Genomic DNA, 15737 nt, shown 5'->3' with positions numbered 1-15737 from the left:
GCGCATTCTCGGATGAACGCGCGTATCCATAAAAAAGCAATCTGCGTGAACCTTTTCCCGCTTTCATTTGTATAGTAAGTAATCACACAAAAAGGAAGTGGAAATAATGGGAACAGGATGGGTCGTTTCATTAATCGTGATCGCTTTTATGATGGCAATCATTTTAGGCATCGCCATTCCAATGGATAAGAAATATATTGTAAGGGAAAACCGAAAGATCAATTACAAAAAAACAACGATTTATTTGCGCTGGAATGTTTTTGACACCTTGACTTTAGCCTTGGCCATTTATACGATCGTTTGTATACAGATATTGAATTTGTTGGTTTCCACCGGGCAATCCGTTGAGAACCCTTACGTGCAATTTTTTACGAATCAATCCCAGGTCTGGTCACTCGTCACCATCATCTATTTGATCAGCCGCGTTTCCATTACATTGAAGACGATTAAAGAACGGTGGGGAGACGGAAGTGGAGAAATCTGAAGAACAGTTGATGACAGCTTACCAACAAGGCGATGCGAATGCTTTAGACAGCATTTATCGCTTGATGCAAAAACCGCTGTATTCGTTCATTTTCCGTTACACTCGAGAGGAGCAGCTGAGCATTGATATCGTGCAGGATACGTTCATGAAGCTGCAGGACCATAAGCAAACCTTCGATCCGCAGAAAGGCACGCTCAAAAGTTTTCTTTTTCAAATTGCGTATCGGTTGATGGTCAATAAATTAAACCGGCGCAAGAAACTGTCGTCTCTTCTGCCCTTTCTGGTGCCGCGCCAGAAAGAAGAATTGTCCCGGCCGGAACAGATGACCGTGAGGGATGCTGTTGCTAATCTTCCTGAAACGGAACGCGCCGTCATTCTCTTATTTTATTTCCATGATTTGTCCCAAGAAGAAATGGCGCAGATCCTCGGCATTCCAAAAGGCACCGTGAAGTCGCGGCTGCACCGGGCGACGAAATTACTGAAAAATGATTTGGAGGGATTTTACGATGAATCAAGAGCCATTCGATAAAGATCCGCTTTTGCAGGCAAAGCTGCAGGAAGACTTGGTGGAAGTCCCCGATTTTCCAATGAAAGCAAGCCGGTGGAACCGATTGCTTCATTATTTAGGTTCTCCTGCACAAGATCCGTTCGAGCCGATTGTTGCGACGAAATCAGGCGTCATTTCGCTGAAAGTGCTCCCCGTTGCCGGAGGCGCAGCCCTGGTCGCTGCACAGTTTTTATTTTTCCTTTAAATCTCCCTGATCGTAAATAAATATACTTTTTCCCCAAAATAAAGAGGCCTCCCCTAAAGGATGCCTCTTTCTAATTTCTCAATCTTCGATCTTGAACCAGCCCGGGATGTTGACGATGGTGTTCCAAAGGCCGTCTGGAATGTCCAATTCGTCTTTCTTGCTCAAATAGAGGGCTTGGTAGATTTCTTGTTCCTGGCTTTTCTTCACTTTTAGCAGCCAATCGGGATCCATGATCAGCGCGTGCCCAAGCGAAACGAATGGCGTGACGTCCAACGCTTCTTTAACCTGGTCGACCGTCTGCAAACCGCCTACTCCGATGACTGGAATCCGGTCGCCGACATGCTCCTGGAGCATGACGACACGAGAACGGCTGTCCTCTTCACGAATAGAGCCTCCGAAAAATTTGCCGACGGAAGCATGCAAATAATCGATTCCTTTATCGGCTAACGCTGCCGCGAATTTCAACGTATCTTCCATCGTGATGCCTGGCTCTTCACGTTCTTCCGGGCTCAGCCGGTAACCGACAACAAACGGCTTTTCAGCGTATTTCGCGACCGCTTCTTGGATCGATTCGACGACTGCCAGCGGAAATGCCATGCGCTCCATCACATTCCCGCCCCATTTATCCGTCCGGCGATTGGAATGCGGAGAGAAAAATTGCTGGATCAAATACGTATTGGCGCCATGGATTTCCACTCCGTCAAAGCCTGCTTTGATCGCACGCCGCGTCGCTTCTCCAAAAGCTCTAATGGATTCTTCGATTTCCGCTGCTGACATTTCACGCGGAGTTTCTGCATTTGGGCGGACGGATGGGATGTCGCTCGCTGATATCGGCTGCTCACCATTCAATAATTTTGAGTTTGACATGCGCCCTGCATGATAGATCTGCAAAATCGCTTTTGCACCGCCTTCATGAATGGCATCTGCCAGCCGCGCAAGGCTTTCTATCCGTTCGTCAGAATCCGCCCCGAACGCATTCGGGAAGCCAATCCCGAGCGGCTCCACATGTGCACATGCCGTAATGACAGCTCCTACACCGCTTTTGGCGCGGCGATGATAGTATTTCAATTCGTCGTCTGTCACGTCTCCATTCGCATCCGATGAAGAAGTCGTCATCGGTGCCATCATGACGCGATTTTCCACTTTTAATCCTGCTGTAAATGTATAAGGCTCAAATATACTGTCGATCTTTATGGCCATTCCAGTTCCTCCTCAAGTCGATGATTGCTTGTTGTATGGTAAATACCCTTCCCGGATATTCTAAAACGGTGATCTCCTTACTCATCTTAAAGGATAGAAAATTGAAATTGTAGATAAATGCTTCCTTCTCTGAATAATTCAGTCTTTTGGCCGAAAGATAGATTCTTAGCTGAATGCATTGTACTTTTTCCAATTCACATGTCAAAAGTCAGGGGCACGTTATACGATATAAACAAATTTGTTATTTTGTTGATTTATTTACTATTTTATTGTTTTCCGGCAAGTCCATTCGTTATCTTTTCTATTTAATCCGCTATATGATGGAAAGAGAAAGATTAATCCAAACCAATAAGGCCATTCCACAGCAAAGGATGATCCAAATGAAAGCGATTGCCCCGTTAGTTTTTCTGATGTCGCTCCTGCTTATCTTAAGTGCATGCTCCAATGGACAGCCGGCCGCAAATGCCGAGCAATCCAATCCGGGCAAACCGGCTCCTGTTTTCGAGCTCACCGATTTGGAAGGCAATGCCCACGATTTGTCCGAATACGCGGGCAAAAAAGTATACGTGAAATTCTGGGCTTCCTGGTGTTCGATTTGCCTGGCCGGCATGGAAGAGTTGAATACGCTTGCTGGAGAAGAAAATGATTTTGTCGTGTTGTCCATCGTTTCACCAAGCTCAAATGCAGAGAAAGACAGCGAGTCGTTTAAGAAATGGTTTAAAGGCGTCGAAAACACAGAAAACATCCAGGTTTTATTGGACGAAGGCGGCACGTTCTTCGATGAATACGGCGTCCTTGCTTATCCGACGTCCGCTTATATCGGCTCTGACGGAACGCTCGTAAAAAGTTCTCCCGGACATTTCAGCAACGCAGAAATTAAAGAAACATTCGAATCGATTCAATAAACGAAAGGCGGCTGACCATGATGACTAAAAAACGAGCCGGTATTCTGCTGCTTGGCCTGTTGCTGCTGCTCCTTGCCGCGGGATGTTCCCCATTGAATTTGAATGCGGCAGGCTCCAATTCAGCTGAGGCAGAATCCAAATTTCCGGACAACCCGAATGAAGGATTGCAATTTAATGAAGATCAACTGGAAGACATCTGGCTTGCGGGCGGCTGTTTCTGGGGAGTCGAGGCTTATATGGCACGCGTTTACGGTGTCTATGATGTGACTTCCGGCTACGCAAACGGCAATACGGAAAATCCGACTTATGAGGACGTGACAAAAGAAAATAGCGGGCACGCTGAAACCGTTCATGTTCGCTACGATCCGGAACGTGTCGACCTCGAAAAGCTGCTCGGCCATTATTTCATGATCATCGATCCTACACTGCTGAACCAGCAAGGCAACGACCGCGGAGAACAATACCGCACCGGCATCTATTATAAAAACGAAGCGGACCGCGCTGTGATTGAAAACGTGATGGCTGCAGAAGAATCCAAATACGATGATCCAATCGTGACCGAAGTGGAACCGCTCGAGCATTATTATTTGGCGGAAGAGTACCACCAAGATTACCTCGAGAAAAATCCGAACGGCTATTGCCATGTGGAATTCGATTCACTTGAAGATCAAGACGTTCCGTCGCTTATCGACGCTTCCCTTTACCCGAAGCCGAGCGACGAAAAATTGAAAGCGACATTGACCGAAGCCCAGTACAAAGTGACACAGGAAAACGATACGGAAACGGCTTATTCCAATGAATACTGGGACAATTACGAGCCCGGCATCTACGTGGATGTGGCGACCGGTGAACCGCTTTTCTCTTCTGCTGACAAATACGATTCCAAATGCGGCTGGCCGAGCTTCACCAAGCCGATTGAACCGGAAGTTGTAACGGAACATGAAGATACCAGCTACAATATGGTCCGCATCGAAGTACGGAGCCGGGCAGGCGACAGCCACCTAGGCCACGTCTTCAATGACGGTCCAAAAGACAAAGGCGGACTCCGCTATTGCATCAATAGCGCATCCATCCTCTTTATTCCACAGGAAGACATGGCTGAAAAAGGCTACGGCTACCTAGAAGGAAAACTTTAAAATAAAAATAGCCGCTCTACCGGGATTTCCATTCGGTAGAGCGGCTGTTTTTTATTTCACGATGCTGTAATAGACTTTAGACGTAACGCGGTAAATGATCCAATAGATGGCAGCAAAAGCGATAACGACGCCGATAAAGGATAGCAGCCACGTTTTTTCGTTCGTAATGCCAAAGAGCGTCAATAATTTGCTGACGATGGGATATGCGAAGATGACATGGATCGTAGCAACCACAATCGGCAATAGGAACATCCAAATAATCTGGGATTTGGTCGAATCCTGGATCATTTCTTTATCCAATCCGACTTTCTGCATGATTTGGAATTTCTCCCGGTCATCGAATCCTTCCGAAACTTGTTTGAAGTACGTGATCAATACCGTTCCGATGGTAAACAGCAATCCGAGGAAAATGCCAAGAAACAGGAATCCGCCATTGGTGCTGTACCAATCTTCACGCTGAAGGCCCCGCGATTCATAGTGTGCACTTTCGACCGAGTAAGATTGCATGCGGATATGATCGCCGTAGGCCATCTTTTCTTCTTCCGTACCTGTCGTATTCCAGCCGATGTCTGCAGAAAGACCGACAACCGGCGCATCCGGGAATTGCTCTTGATAAGCCGCCATCATCCCCTCAATATGAGATATATCAGGGACAACCAGAACGATGGTTTCCGTCAATCCCGTTTCAGAGCTGAAGTCATTTTCAATCGGCGCCAATTGGTAAAGACGGTCGCCGATGATCAGTTCTTCCTTTGTATACTTTCCAGTTGAATGGTAAAACAAGGCTTCATCTTCTGCCAGTTCAATGGTTTTTCCAGTCATTCCATTGTAATCTTCCAACGGGATGACTTGCCCAAACACATTGAGCTCCAAGCCATCAAAAGCCTCTGTAAAATTAAAGCGATTATTGTCAAGCGAGCCGTAGATGGACTGGAAACGCAGCGCCTCCATTTCTGTCACTTCAAGCCCCAACTTTTCCGTTTCCTGCAAGTAATGCGCCTGCAGCTCAGTGAACTGCTGCTGAATAAGTTCCGGCTGTTCCGGATCGCCGAATAAGCTCATATTGTTTTCAAATGGATAACGGTTTTCCAACGTTTCTTCGCTGCCGACGTAGATCGTCAAAGTCGTCGACAACGCAATGATGACCATGGAAGCCAATATGCAGATATTCGCCAAGCCGACTGCATTTTGTTTCATTCGGTACAGCATACCCGAAATGGAGATGAATGCACCCGGACGATAATAAATCCGCTTGTTTTTCTTCAGCGCTTTTAAAATGAAAATCGATCCCGAAATGAACAATAGATAAGTGCCGATGATCACAAGAAATACGGCCAGGAAGAATTTCGAAATGGCGCTGATCGGATCCGGAATCGTCAACGAAATCCCGTAGCCCCATCCAAGGAAAACAAGCGCCAAGATAAAGAGGATGATCGATCCTTTCGGTTCCTTTTCCCCTTCCGTCTTGCCTTTCAATAACTTAATCGGATTTGCAAAAGTGAATTGGCTCACGTTGTAAATATACGTAATCGCAAAGATTGCCAAAAACAGAAGGACGGTCCAAAGAATCGGATCGAGTGCTATCACGTAGCCAATATCCGTTGGCAATTTCAATAGATAATTCAGCAGCATGAAGAAAAGCCGGCCAAAAACAAGCCCTGCCGACAGCCCCGTCAAAATGCTCGCCACGCTTGTAAACATCGTTTCAAACAATAAGATTTTCGCGACATGCCTTTTCTCGAGACCCAAGATTCCGTAAAGCCCGATTTCTTTTTTTCTTTTCTTGATGACGAAGCTGTTCGTGTAAAGGATGAAAATGACCGAAAAAATAGCGATGACAATGACGCCTAGCGAAAACAGCGTCGGCAAAGCAGAAGAACGCTCCTGCACAAATTGATTGGCCATCAGCGATGCCATCAAATAAAACATCATGATGATGGCGATGGATGACAGCAAATACGGAATGTACAAGGTTTTATTCGACTTGATGTTCCGCAGCGCCAGCGCAGAAAAGAAACGGTTATTCATGCCCTTCACCCCGGCTCGATAACACCGTCAATGATTGCGAAATGCGATCCATGAATTCATCTGCCGTTTGGTCTCCCCGGTAAATTTCGTGGTAAACCGACCCGTCCCGGATAAACAGCACCCGTTTTGAAAAGCTCGCAGCACGCGTACTGTGAGTCACCATTAAAATCGTCTGCCCTTCCTCATTGATGCCTTTTAAGATTTCCATCAAGTTTTGAGAAGCTTTCGAATCGAGGGCTCCTGTTGGTTCATCCGCCAGAATTATTTTGGGCTGTGTAATCAAAGCGCGTGCCACCGCTACCCGCTGCTTTTGGCCGCCTGAAATTTCGTACGGATATTTATCGATATGCGCTTCGATTCCAAGATTCCGGACAATCGGCGTCAACCGGGCCTCCATTTCATCAATTGGCGTTTTCGATAACACTAAAGGCAATAAAATATTGTCCTTGATCGAGAAGTTATCGAGCAAATTAAAATCCTGGAACACAAATCCTAACGTGTTGCGGCGGAATGCTGAAACCTCTTTGTCTTTAATTTTGGATAAAGGATTGCCGTCAAGGTAAACTTCCCCTGATGTGGCATCGTCCAAAGTCGAGATGATATTCAATAAAGTGGTTTTCCCAGAACCCGATTCCCCCATAATGGAAACGAATTCCCCTTTTTCCACTGAAAAATTGACTGTCGATAACGCCTCTGTCTGCTGAGCAGAAAAACGGGCTGTATATATTTTTTTAAGATTTTTGATTTCCAATAAGGCCATTGCGAACCCCTCCTTGCTTTTAATCATAGGCCATTCGAAAACGGGGTGCCTGTACCTATTCTTACAAAGACAAAACGTATCTTACGATTTCGTAAGAATGATTGAGAAAAGCGGAAACAGCCGCTTAGGTTCGACAGGCATAAGACGGAACAGCGAAGCGGTGTTCTTTGCCGCACAGCTGGGCTGGCTTATGACCCGAGAACCTGGCTGTTGAAGTCTGGACAACGAGGAAAGCGAAAGCGCCGTCAGTCAAAATCCGTGTATTCTTCTCTCGCCATCTGGATCGCCACACGCGTTCCTTTGCCAAGCTCAGACTGGATGCTGAGCGTGTGGCCAAGACGCTCAGCAATTTTCTGGCCGAGAAATAGCCCGAGCCCTGTTGATTTTTCGTGAAGGCGGCCATTAAATCCCGAATAGCCTTTCTTGAAAACTTTCGGCAAATCTTCCGGCCGGATGCCGATGCCTGTATCTTCAATGAGCAGGGTTTGCGGATGGGACGGATCCACATAAATGGAGATGGAGCCGCTCGCCGTGTATTTTAAGCTGTTCGACAAGATTTGCTCGATTAAGTTCTGCAGCCATTTTCCATCGGACAGCACTTTCAACTGAAGCGGCTCGTAATTGAGTTTGATGCCATTGTAGATAAAGAGGATGGAATATTTCTTAACGGCTCTCTTAATCACTTCGTCTAAATCCACTAAAGCCAAATCCATCTCTGCACCGGTTTCTTCCAATTTCACATAATTCAGCGCCATATGGGTATAATCTTCAAGCCGCAGCAATTCCTGCGAAATTTGCTTGGCTTCTTTCGCCATTGAACTTTGCGTCAACAAACTGATCGCTGAAATCGGCGTTTTAATCTGGTGGAGCCAAAGGGTGAAATAATCGAGCTGATCGGCTTGCCGCACGAGATGGGTCTGTTCTTTCTCTTTCAGTTCTTCCAGCAAAAAAGCGATTTTCTGCAGATACAATCGATCCGTGGAATGCACCGCTTCTGAAAGCTCAACCACTCTTGAGAGGTCAGCTGTATGAAAAGCTTCAATCGTTTTGTATCGCTCAGCATACTGGATATAACGAATGATTAAATAAATGCCAAAAAGAAAAGCCGAGAGTTCCACGCTATAAAGAAAAAGGCCGATTGGCAATTTCCCTAAAACATAAACGAGCCCGAAAATGAATAGCATGCCAAAAAAGACCAGAAGTTGTCCGCGTATCGCCGAGAGAAAATTCCGTGCGATGGTCCGGTTAGAGGAACTACGCATGGGCGGTCTCTTTATTGAGCGCATAGCCCACTCCTTTTTTCGTGACAATTAAATCCGACAGTCCGACTTGCGTCAATTTTTTCCGCAGTCTGGCCACATTCACAGCCAAGGTATTGTCATCGATAAACGACTCATCTTCCCATAATTTAACCATGATTTCTTCTCTTGCGACGTAATCGCCTTTATGTAAAAACAGCAATTCCAAAATTCCGAGTTCAGTCCGGGTCAAATCCACTTCTTGTTCGGCATAATACAATTTCGATTCCGAAGGTTTTAACACCGCGCGATTGAAGTTCAGGAAATTATCACTTTCATTGAAATCATAAGTCCTTCTGAGAAGCGCTTGGGTTTTGGCAATCGCGACCGTCAGATCAAAAGGCTTACTGATAAAATCATCTGCCCCCATCTGGATCGCCATGACAATATCCATGTTTTCATTGCGCGAAGAAATGAAAATGATCGGGACTTGGGAAACTTTGCGGATTTCCTGGCACCAATAATAGCCATTGAAACTCGGCAATTGGATATCCATCAGCACAAGCTGAGGGTTCTTTTCTGCAAATTCCTCCATCACTTTGCCGAAATCCTCCACAATGAAAGCTTCATAATTCCATTTCTTCAATTCTTCATTCAAAACGCCTGCAATCGTTAAATCATCTTCAACAATCATGATTTTAAACATGCTCTCAGTCCAATCATTTAGTAGATTCCAAATGCTCCTTCTAGTTTAGCCGAAGTTCTTGCAGACAGCAAAAAGCGTTCCAGGAAATGAATTTCCTGAAACGCCTTTATTATTTCGCAGTCAAAGAAGTAATCGAGTCGTCTGTCATTAAATAGCCGTGGCAAGCAATCAGCCGCCGCCTTAAATCATCAGAGACATGGGAAGCATCGTAAGCACACACAGAAATCGCGTTTCGCTCTTCCACTTCGCTGGCTACATTTTTTTCATAAAGTTCAATTTCATTGAGAATGTCTTGCTCGTGTCCCCACTCAATATGCCCCCATGTCCGGAAGGCCAAGTCATTCTCAACAAAAACATCGGTCGCTTTTTTAAAATGGGCCAAAATAGTCGGAGGATGGAAATTCCCGTTGCGCCAATAGAAATCAAAGTTATTGATAAAATGGATGCCTTCCATCTCTTTTTCAGATAATGAATTTTGCAGCTCTTTAAAGACCATTGGAGAAATGCGTCTATTTTCGACAAACAGCACACGCTCTCCTTGTGCCAGCCCTTGGACAATAAACGATACCGTATTTTCAATATACGATTCCAATTGGTTGTAACTATAAAAAACATGGGCACCTTTAGTTTGGCCAATTTGCTTTGCCAATTCGACACTTGCTTCTCTCATGAACGGCCTACCCCCTATTCGCATTTTCCTGCGCGATGATTTCTCGTAAACTCTCTCTCTAATATACCCTTTAATTTCCAAAGAATAATATAGGCCGAACGATATACATCATAAAAAAACGGTTGAAATCCCCATTTTTTTGTACGGATCAGTTTATCCTCTAATGATAAACCAATAGACACACATAATCCCCAAATCTGCCAGGACATGGCCAATCATTGTTGCTGAAATAGAACCGGTCCTTTCACGGATAAAGCCCCAGAACAAACCGGCAATCAAGACAGGAATGACAGTGGCAAAGCTGTATCCTGCTGCAAATATAGGAATGATCGACAGGAGGTGATATAAGGTATAAAAAAGAGCGGTCAGCGCGATGGCTGAAAATGCTGTCCCTTTCTGCCGGAGCCGATTGAACATATAGCCCCGCCAATAAACTTCTTCTAAGATTGGGTTGGCGAGCAGCAGAACTAAAACAAGCCCGATTTCATCAGCTCCAGAAAATCCCCACTCCAATAATAGAACCCTCAAACTGTCAATATCCAGTAAATACACATGAAGCCATTTCAAGCCTCCATAAATGAAAAGGAAGAAAATCAGGCCGCTGACGATTCCTAACATAGCTGATTTCTTCGTTAACTTTAACTGCTCTTTTGGAAACGCTTTGTCAATCATCGGTACAAACAGGAGCCAGCTATAGAAAAGAATAAATGTGATAACGACGTTTTCAAAAAACCACAGCCCAATAAAGATCATGATCGTCGGTCCAATCAAGCGGATGGCATTTTTCATCGTGTGTCCCTCCTTCCATCAGTTAATGGTTTTAAAAATCCATTAACCGCTGCATTGAATTCCATGAAAAATTGAGGCGGTACTTGATGGGTTCCTTTTTCGACAAACACCACTTGCGTTTGGGGAGCTGCCTTTTCAAACGGGAGGCGGTAATGGTGCATCGGTTTTTCCAAATCCCCATAGACAAGCAGGATCGGCAGCTTTAAGCGATAAAGGGAATACGTCGATTTGTAGCGAAGGCCCGTCTTGCAGAATTCATAAGCCCGTTCCGCATCCGTATGCTTGGCATACTCATATATCTTTTGTTCATCTTCTGGAAAATATTTATTCAGTTTTGCCTGCAGTTTGGCAGCTAAAGGAATTTGGCGGAATTTCGCCATATACATGACGGATTTGATAAAAAATTTTGGTGTGAAATTATTCAATTCCGAATAGCCACCGGCTAAAATCAAAGCAGATGTCCTTTCAGGATACTGCAACGCGAATTCCTGGGCTATCAACCCTCCATGGGAATAGCCGCAGATTACTGCTTTCTCCACCTTTAGATGATCCAATAATTTTTTCAAATGATTCGCGAGGAGTTCGATAGTCAGAGAAGTATTGCCGCTTGTGCTTTGTCCATGGCCAGCCAAATCGTAGAAAATCAGCCGATAATTTTCAGCGAGGCTTTTTTGGTGCATGAAAACATTATGTCCCATAACAAAAGGATGGATAAAGACAATCGGAAGCCCTTGTCCTTGCGTGTAATAATAAAGCGATAAAGATTCATCGATTTTGGCATATGGCATCTATTTTTCACTCCTTCGAAGATGGTGTCCATTGAACATTCCAGGCATATTGCCAGTAGTACAGAATACCCTGATTCCCACTTGAACAAAACGCTAATAAAAAAGCCATCCGCAGCTGCTGCTGCGGATGGCTTTAAAGTATCACTCTTAATTATTCAAAAAATCAGGATTCAAATAATTCGGCTTCGGATATTTATAGAACCCTTCCCCTGTTGCTTTCCCTAATTTTCCTTGGTCGATATAGTCGGTTTTCAGCATAGCAGCGAGCTTCTTGTAGTCTTCACGGCCAGTTGCCTCAGCTTTCGCTGATACAATATTGTAAGCTGTATTGATGCCAACTATGTCTAATATCGCAAAAGGACCCATCGGTGCTTTAGTTGCAATCATCCACGTTTTATCGATTGTTTCAGCATCTGACACTTCATTCACTAAGAGCAATTCAGCCGCATCAAGCAGCGGCACCAACAAAGAATTCAAAATATAGCCTGGCTGTTCTTTATGCAATGGCAATGCCACCATGCCGATCGCTTTTGCAAATTCGACTACATCATCAAATACCTGCATATCGGTTTCCGCATGCTTCATGATTTCAGCCGTATTGTTCAACCAGATCGTGTTGGCGAAGTGAAGCGCCAAGAATTTTTCAGGGCGTCCAGTTGCATCCGCGAACTGGCTAGGCAATAAAGTTGATGAGTTTGTGGCAAAAATCGTTTTTTCCGGTGCCACTTTGCCTAAAATTGTATAGAATTCGGTTTTGATGGCAACCACTTCCGGAATTGCTTCGATGACAAGATCTGCATCCGCCACGGCTGTTGCCAAATCAGTATGGAAAGCCATGCGCTCAAAAGCAGCTTTCACTTCTTCGTCGCTTGCATTCAAATCTTTTTTATAATTTTCCTGAAGCTTAGCAATTCTTTCTTTCGAAGCTTCGATTGCGGCATCATTAATATCATAGACGGTTACGTTGAAGCCTTTAAAAGCTGTTTGATAAGCGATCTGGCTTCCAAGCACACCGCTTCCTGCTACTGTTACGTTTTTGTAATTCATATCCATTCTCCTCTATTCCTCGTATTAATAAATAACTTCCCTACATTTTTATAGTTTATGCCGATTTTTTATAGAATGCTATTTATCTGCTCACAAAGTCTTATGCCAATCTGAATAGTTGGTACTAAGGTTGAGTTATGTTATTTTGGGAATAGAAAATGAGGACAGAAAAGATATTTCTAAAAGGGAGTTGGAGAAAATGGCTCTAAAGCATTTAAAAGGAAAAACGGCCATCATCACCGGTGCCAATAGCGGCATTGGATTAGAAGCGATGAAAGTTTTTATAAATGAAGGTGCAGCAGTAATCATGGCTGTCCGAAACGAAGAAAAAGCCCAAGCAGACAAAAACACAATCTTAGCTCGGCATCCGGAAGCGAAAATCGATATTATGCATTTAGACTTGGCTGACTTATCAAGCGTCCGGACATTTGCTGAAGAAGTGAAAGCAAAGCTTCCAACAGTAGATCTTCTGATTAATAATGCCGGAGTGATGACGCCTCCTTATTCAAAAACGAAAGATGGATTTGAAATGCAATTTGGCGGCAATCATCTCGGCCATTTTGCGTTAACCGGACTTCTTTTGCCCCTACTAATTCAGACAGAAGGCTCCCGTGTGGTGAGTTTGAGCAGCTTGGCGCATAAAGGAGCAGCGATTGACTTCGATAATTTAGACGGCTCGAAAGGCTATAAAGCCATGAAGTTTTACGGCCAAAGCAAGCTCGCTAATCTTTTATTCGCACAAGAATTGGATAAGCGCCTGAAACAGCATGGCTTGCCCACTATCAGCCTTGCTTGCCACCCCGGGATATCTGCCACAAACCTTTTTAAATTCGGCAAATCGGATGCGCCGGGCTGGATGAAGACCTTGATGCACCGTTTCTTGCAGCCACCTGCAATGGGCGCACTTCCGACCGTCTATGCAGCGATTAATCCGGATCTAAAAGGCGGCGAATATATCGGTCCAGAAGGCAAAGGGCAGCGAAAAGGATACCCGGCGATTGATACACCACATGCTTCTGCGAACAATGAAGCCGTTTCAGCCAAACTTTGGGATGTCTCGGAAAAACTCACCGGCGTTACGTTTTCATTTTCAACTTCTGAATAATCTTTAACGCCTTCCTTATTGGGAGGCGTTTTCTTATGTGCCTGAAAAGCTAGAGAAAAAATTTGAAACAATTCCCAGTCCCTATCGTACAATAAAAGATGAGATCACTTTCTCTACATTATTTCACGCCGTCGAGGAGGCCATATGACCAGTAAATTAATCCATACATATACCGAACCGGAAACGAAAGGATTCTGGCGGATCGTATTTTGGTTCATCACAGGGTTCATGCTGCTGCTCGGCCTTTCAATAGTCGTTGTGCCGTTTCTTATTCTATTAGAGTACCAGACATGGTGGGTGCTATTTACAATTCCGTTTTTCATCGCAGGAATCTTCTTGAATGGGAGCCTATTGAGTTTATGGAAAACCACTCTATGGAAACAACGGCACCGTGCACGCTATGACCTCTACGAAAATCAAATTGAAACCTTGGAGTGGCCAGATCTTTTCAAATCGGTGCCAAAGCAGCGAACGATTCATTTTGAAAATATCGTTTCAGTGGTTGCCTCTTATTACATCGTAAGGGAAATTCTTCCCCAAGGACTGATAAACGACGGCAGCATTGAAAATGCCCCGATATTTTACATCATCTATACGACTGAAGAAGGCAAGCAAATACAAAATGTACTTTTTCCAAATCATGGCGATGAAGGAATCAATCTATGGTTCAAGCATTTCAAAGAAAACCAAATTCCCCTTCTATATAATGCGCGGCAGATGTTCAGGACCGACACACCTATCTTAAGCGATGAAAAGCGCCTAGAATATTTGCTGTCAACTGATGAAAATGTAGCGTTTCCATTTCAAACTTCTTGGCTGAAAGACGAACCTTCCGCATTAACGGCCTGGCGAAAAGTCGAAACACAAAACCTGGAAAGAGCAGAAGCAAAAGATCCTGCTTTAAAAGTAGCCCGCCAAAAACATTCGTTCCGGAAATGGATCATTTCCATCGTGCTCCCTCTGCAGCTAATGGGGATTTTAATGTTCATGGTTACGCAGCTTGGCCAATCCTATAATGTTCAATCAGCCAATGTATTGCCCGGAATTGCTATTTTTCTGTTAGGCGGATTTCTTTTCTTTTTTCTGTTAAAAAATCATCTCCGCTGGCATTACATGCTCACCTATTATGCAATGGTCCTGTTTCTTGGATTCATCAGCTTTATCGCAGCGGAGACAGAAGGTGCACTAGCCTTAGGAATTGGATCGGCTTCGCTGCTCTTCCCGGCGTTCATCTGGATTCCGTACTTAGCCATTCAAAAAATGCCGCAGCCTGCTCCAGGCAACAAGCCAAAAGACGCCGCATGGTAGCAAGAAAAGCGGAAGCAGCCATCTAGATTCGACAGGCATAAGACGGAACAGCGAAGTGGCGTTCTTTGCCACACAGCTGGGCTGGCTTATGTCCCGAGAATCTGGCTGCTGGAGTCTGGACAAAGAAAAGCGGAAGCGTCCGTTTAGAATCTATAGGCAGGCATTCCCAACTATAATTAAAGGCGCAATCAGTATCCGAGCGGATGTCTGATTGCGCCTTTTCTATTTTCCCATTAGCTTGCCCTTCTTTTATACTTCGTTAAAAGCTTTTCGGAACACTTCTAAATCCAACTTCTTCATTTTGAAGAGTTCCTGCATGACGCGTTCAACCTGGTCTTTGCTTCCCGTGGCCAGCATATCATCCAATTCCACAGGAGAGACTTGCCAGGAAACACCGAATTTATCTTTAAGCCATCCACAGATTTGCGCTTTTTCATCGCCGCCGTCCGTCAACTTGCCCCAGTAATAATCGATTTCTTCTTGGGATTCGCAATTGATGATAAATGAAATAGCTTCCGTAAATTTGAAATGGGGACCGCCATTCAATGCAAGAAATTGCTGGCCTTCCAATTGAAACTCAATAGTCATAACCTGCCCTTCTTCCATGCCATGCTCTTCTTTTCCAATTGAAGTGTAATGGGTTACGCGCCCGATCTTTGAATCATTGAAAATGGAAACATAGTAATTTACAGCCTCTTCCGCATTCTGGTCAAACCAAAAATTAGTGGTGATCTTTTGGATTTTCTTATTCATGGTCCTCTTCCTTTCCAAAAAGATTTGCCATGGCTTCAGAAACCTAAGGCAAGGGCATCTATGTATCC

Annotated in this window: 17 protein-coding genes; 7 read left to right on the top strand and 10 right to left on the bottom strand. The window is 44.6% G+C overall.

Annotated features, from left to right (window positions below):
* Window positions 1-106: 106 nt before the first annotated feature.
* The 3 genes from AC2EXB_RS04570 to AC2EXB_RS04560 are packed head-to-tail and all read left to right on the top strand — an operon-like array spanning window position 107 to window position 1236.
* Window positions 107-484 (top strand): group-specific protein, encoded by a 378-nt coding sequence (locus tag AC2EXB_RS04570; RefSeq protein ID WP_483603923.1) that lies wholly within the window; start codon window positions 107-109, stop codon window positions 482-484.
* A gap of 10 nt (window positions 485-494) precedes the next feature.
* Window positions 495-1013: an RNA polymerase sigma factor gene (locus AC2EXB_RS04565; protein WP_052654622.1), complete on the top strand. Its 519-nt coding sequence runs from the start codon at window positions 495-497 to the stop codon at window positions 1011-1013.
* Entirely contained in the window at window positions 991-1236 is a 246-nt protein-coding gene (locus AC2EXB_RS04560; protein ID WP_246809916.1) for a hypothetical protein, read from the top strand. The genes AC2EXB_RS04565 and AC2EXB_RS04560 overlap by 23 nt, the downstream gene beginning before the upstream one ends.
* A 78-nt stretch (window positions 1237-1314) precedes the next feature.
* Here AC2EXB_RS04560 and AC2EXB_RS04555 read toward each other — a convergent pair whose 3' ends face one another.
* Complete coding sequence (locus tag AC2EXB_RS04555; RefSeq protein ID WP_483603922.1) at window positions 1315-2436, bottom strand: NADH-dependent flavin oxidoreductase; 1122 nt, start codon at window positions 2434-2436, stop codon at window positions 1315-1317.
* Between the two features lie 380 nt (window positions 2437-2816).
* Here AC2EXB_RS04555 and AC2EXB_RS04550 point away from each other — a divergent pair, with 380 nt between their 5' ends.
* Together AC2EXB_RS04550 and msrB are read left to right on the top strand one after the other, a co-directional pair.
* Window positions 2817-3341, top strand: a complete 525-nt coding sequence (locus tag AC2EXB_RS04550) for a TlpA family protein disulfide reductase (RefSeq protein ID WP_483603921.1) — start codon at window positions 2817-2819, stop codon at window positions 3339-3341.
* A 17-nt stretch (window positions 3342-3358) separates the two neighbouring features.
* Window positions 3359-4477, top strand: a complete 1119-nt coding sequence (msrB, locus tag AC2EXB_RS04545) for a peptide-methionine (R)-S-oxide reductase MsrB (protein WP_483603920.1) — start codon at window positions 3359-3361, stop codon at window positions 4475-4477.
* A gap of 51 nt (window positions 4478-4528) precedes the next feature.
* Here msrB and AC2EXB_RS04540 read toward each other — a convergent pair whose 3' ends face one another.
* The 8 genes from AC2EXB_RS04540 to AC2EXB_RS04505 form a co-directional block, all read right to left on the bottom strand.
* A complete protein-coding gene (locus tag AC2EXB_RS04540) occupies window positions 4529-6505 on the bottom strand; it encodes an FtsX-like permease family protein (protein WP_483603919.1) in 1977 nt (658 codons plus the stop codon).
* The gene (locus AC2EXB_RS04535; protein WP_235198502.1) at window positions 6498-7265 is read right to left on the bottom strand and encodes an ABC transporter ATP-binding protein; all 768 of its coding nucleotides are present in this window, start codon (window positions 7263-7265) and stop codon (window positions 6498-6500) included. The genes AC2EXB_RS04540 and AC2EXB_RS04535 overlap by 8 nt, the downstream gene beginning before the upstream one ends.
* 245 nt (window positions 7266-7510) lie before the next feature.
* Window positions 7511-8527, bottom strand: coding sequence for a sensor histidine kinase (locus tag AC2EXB_RS04530; protein WP_483603918.1), 1017 nt, complete (start codon window positions 8525-8527; stop codon window positions 7511-7513).
* Window positions 8520-9209, bottom strand: a complete 690-nt coding sequence (locus AC2EXB_RS04525) for a response regulator (protein WP_483603917.1) — start codon at window positions 9207-9209, stop codon at window positions 8520-8522. Before AC2EXB_RS04525 ends, AC2EXB_RS04530 begins: the two co-directional genes overlap by 8 nt.
* Before the next feature lie 109 nt (window positions 9210-9318).
* The gene (locus tag AC2EXB_RS04520; RefSeq protein WP_483603916.1) at window positions 9319-9879 is read right to left on the bottom strand and encodes an MEDS domain-containing protein; all 561 of its coding nucleotides are present in this window, start codon (window positions 9877-9879) and stop codon (window positions 9319-9321) included.
* A 153-nt stretch (window positions 9880-10032) separates the two neighbouring features.
* Complete coding sequence (locus AC2EXB_RS04515; RefSeq protein WP_483603915.1) at window positions 10033-10668, bottom strand: CPBP family intramembrane glutamic endopeptidase; 636 nt, start codon at window positions 10666-10668, stop codon at window positions 10033-10035.
* Complete coding sequence (locus tag AC2EXB_RS04510) at window positions 10665-11456, bottom strand: alpha/beta fold hydrolase (RefSeq protein ID WP_483603914.1); 792 nt, start codon at window positions 11454-11456, stop codon at window positions 10665-10667. Before AC2EXB_RS04510 ends, AC2EXB_RS04515 begins: the two co-directional genes overlap by 4 nt.
* 147 nt (window positions 11457-11603) lie before the next feature.
* On the bottom strand, window positions 11604-12503 hold the full coding sequence (locus tag AC2EXB_RS04505; RefSeq protein WP_483603913.1) for a 3-hydroxyacyl-CoA dehydrogenase: 900 nt from the start codon (window positions 12501-12503) through the stop codon (window positions 11604-11606).
* Window positions 12504-12702: 199 nt separating this feature from the next.
* On the opposite strand from AC2EXB_RS04505, the gene AC2EXB_RS04500 reads away from it, so the two are divergent.
* Both AC2EXB_RS04500 and AC2EXB_RS04495 read left to right on the top strand, forming a co-directional pair.
* Window positions 12703-13608: an oxidoreductase gene (locus AC2EXB_RS04500; RefSeq protein ID WP_483603912.1), complete on the top strand. Its 906-nt coding sequence runs from the start codon at window positions 12703-12705 to the stop codon at window positions 13606-13608.
* Between the two features lie 144 nt (window positions 13609-13752).
* Complete coding sequence (locus tag AC2EXB_RS04495; RefSeq protein ID WP_483603911.1) at window positions 13753-14916, top strand: hypothetical protein; 1164 nt, start codon at window positions 13753-13755, stop codon at window positions 14914-14916.
* Window positions 14917-15165: 249 nt separating this feature from the next.
* Here the strand turns inward: AC2EXB_RS04495 and AC2EXB_RS04490 are convergent, their stop codons facing one another.
* Window positions 15166-15669 (bottom strand): VOC family protein, encoded by a 504-nt coding sequence (locus AC2EXB_RS04490; protein ID WP_251479343.1) that lies wholly within the window; start codon window positions 15667-15669, stop codon window positions 15166-15168.
* Between the last annotated feature and the right edge of the window lie 68 nt (window positions 15670-15737).

It is taken from the genome of Planococcus alkaliphilus (genome assembly GCF_057031095.1).
This window is presented reverse-complemented; position numbering and strand designations above follow the sequence as displayed.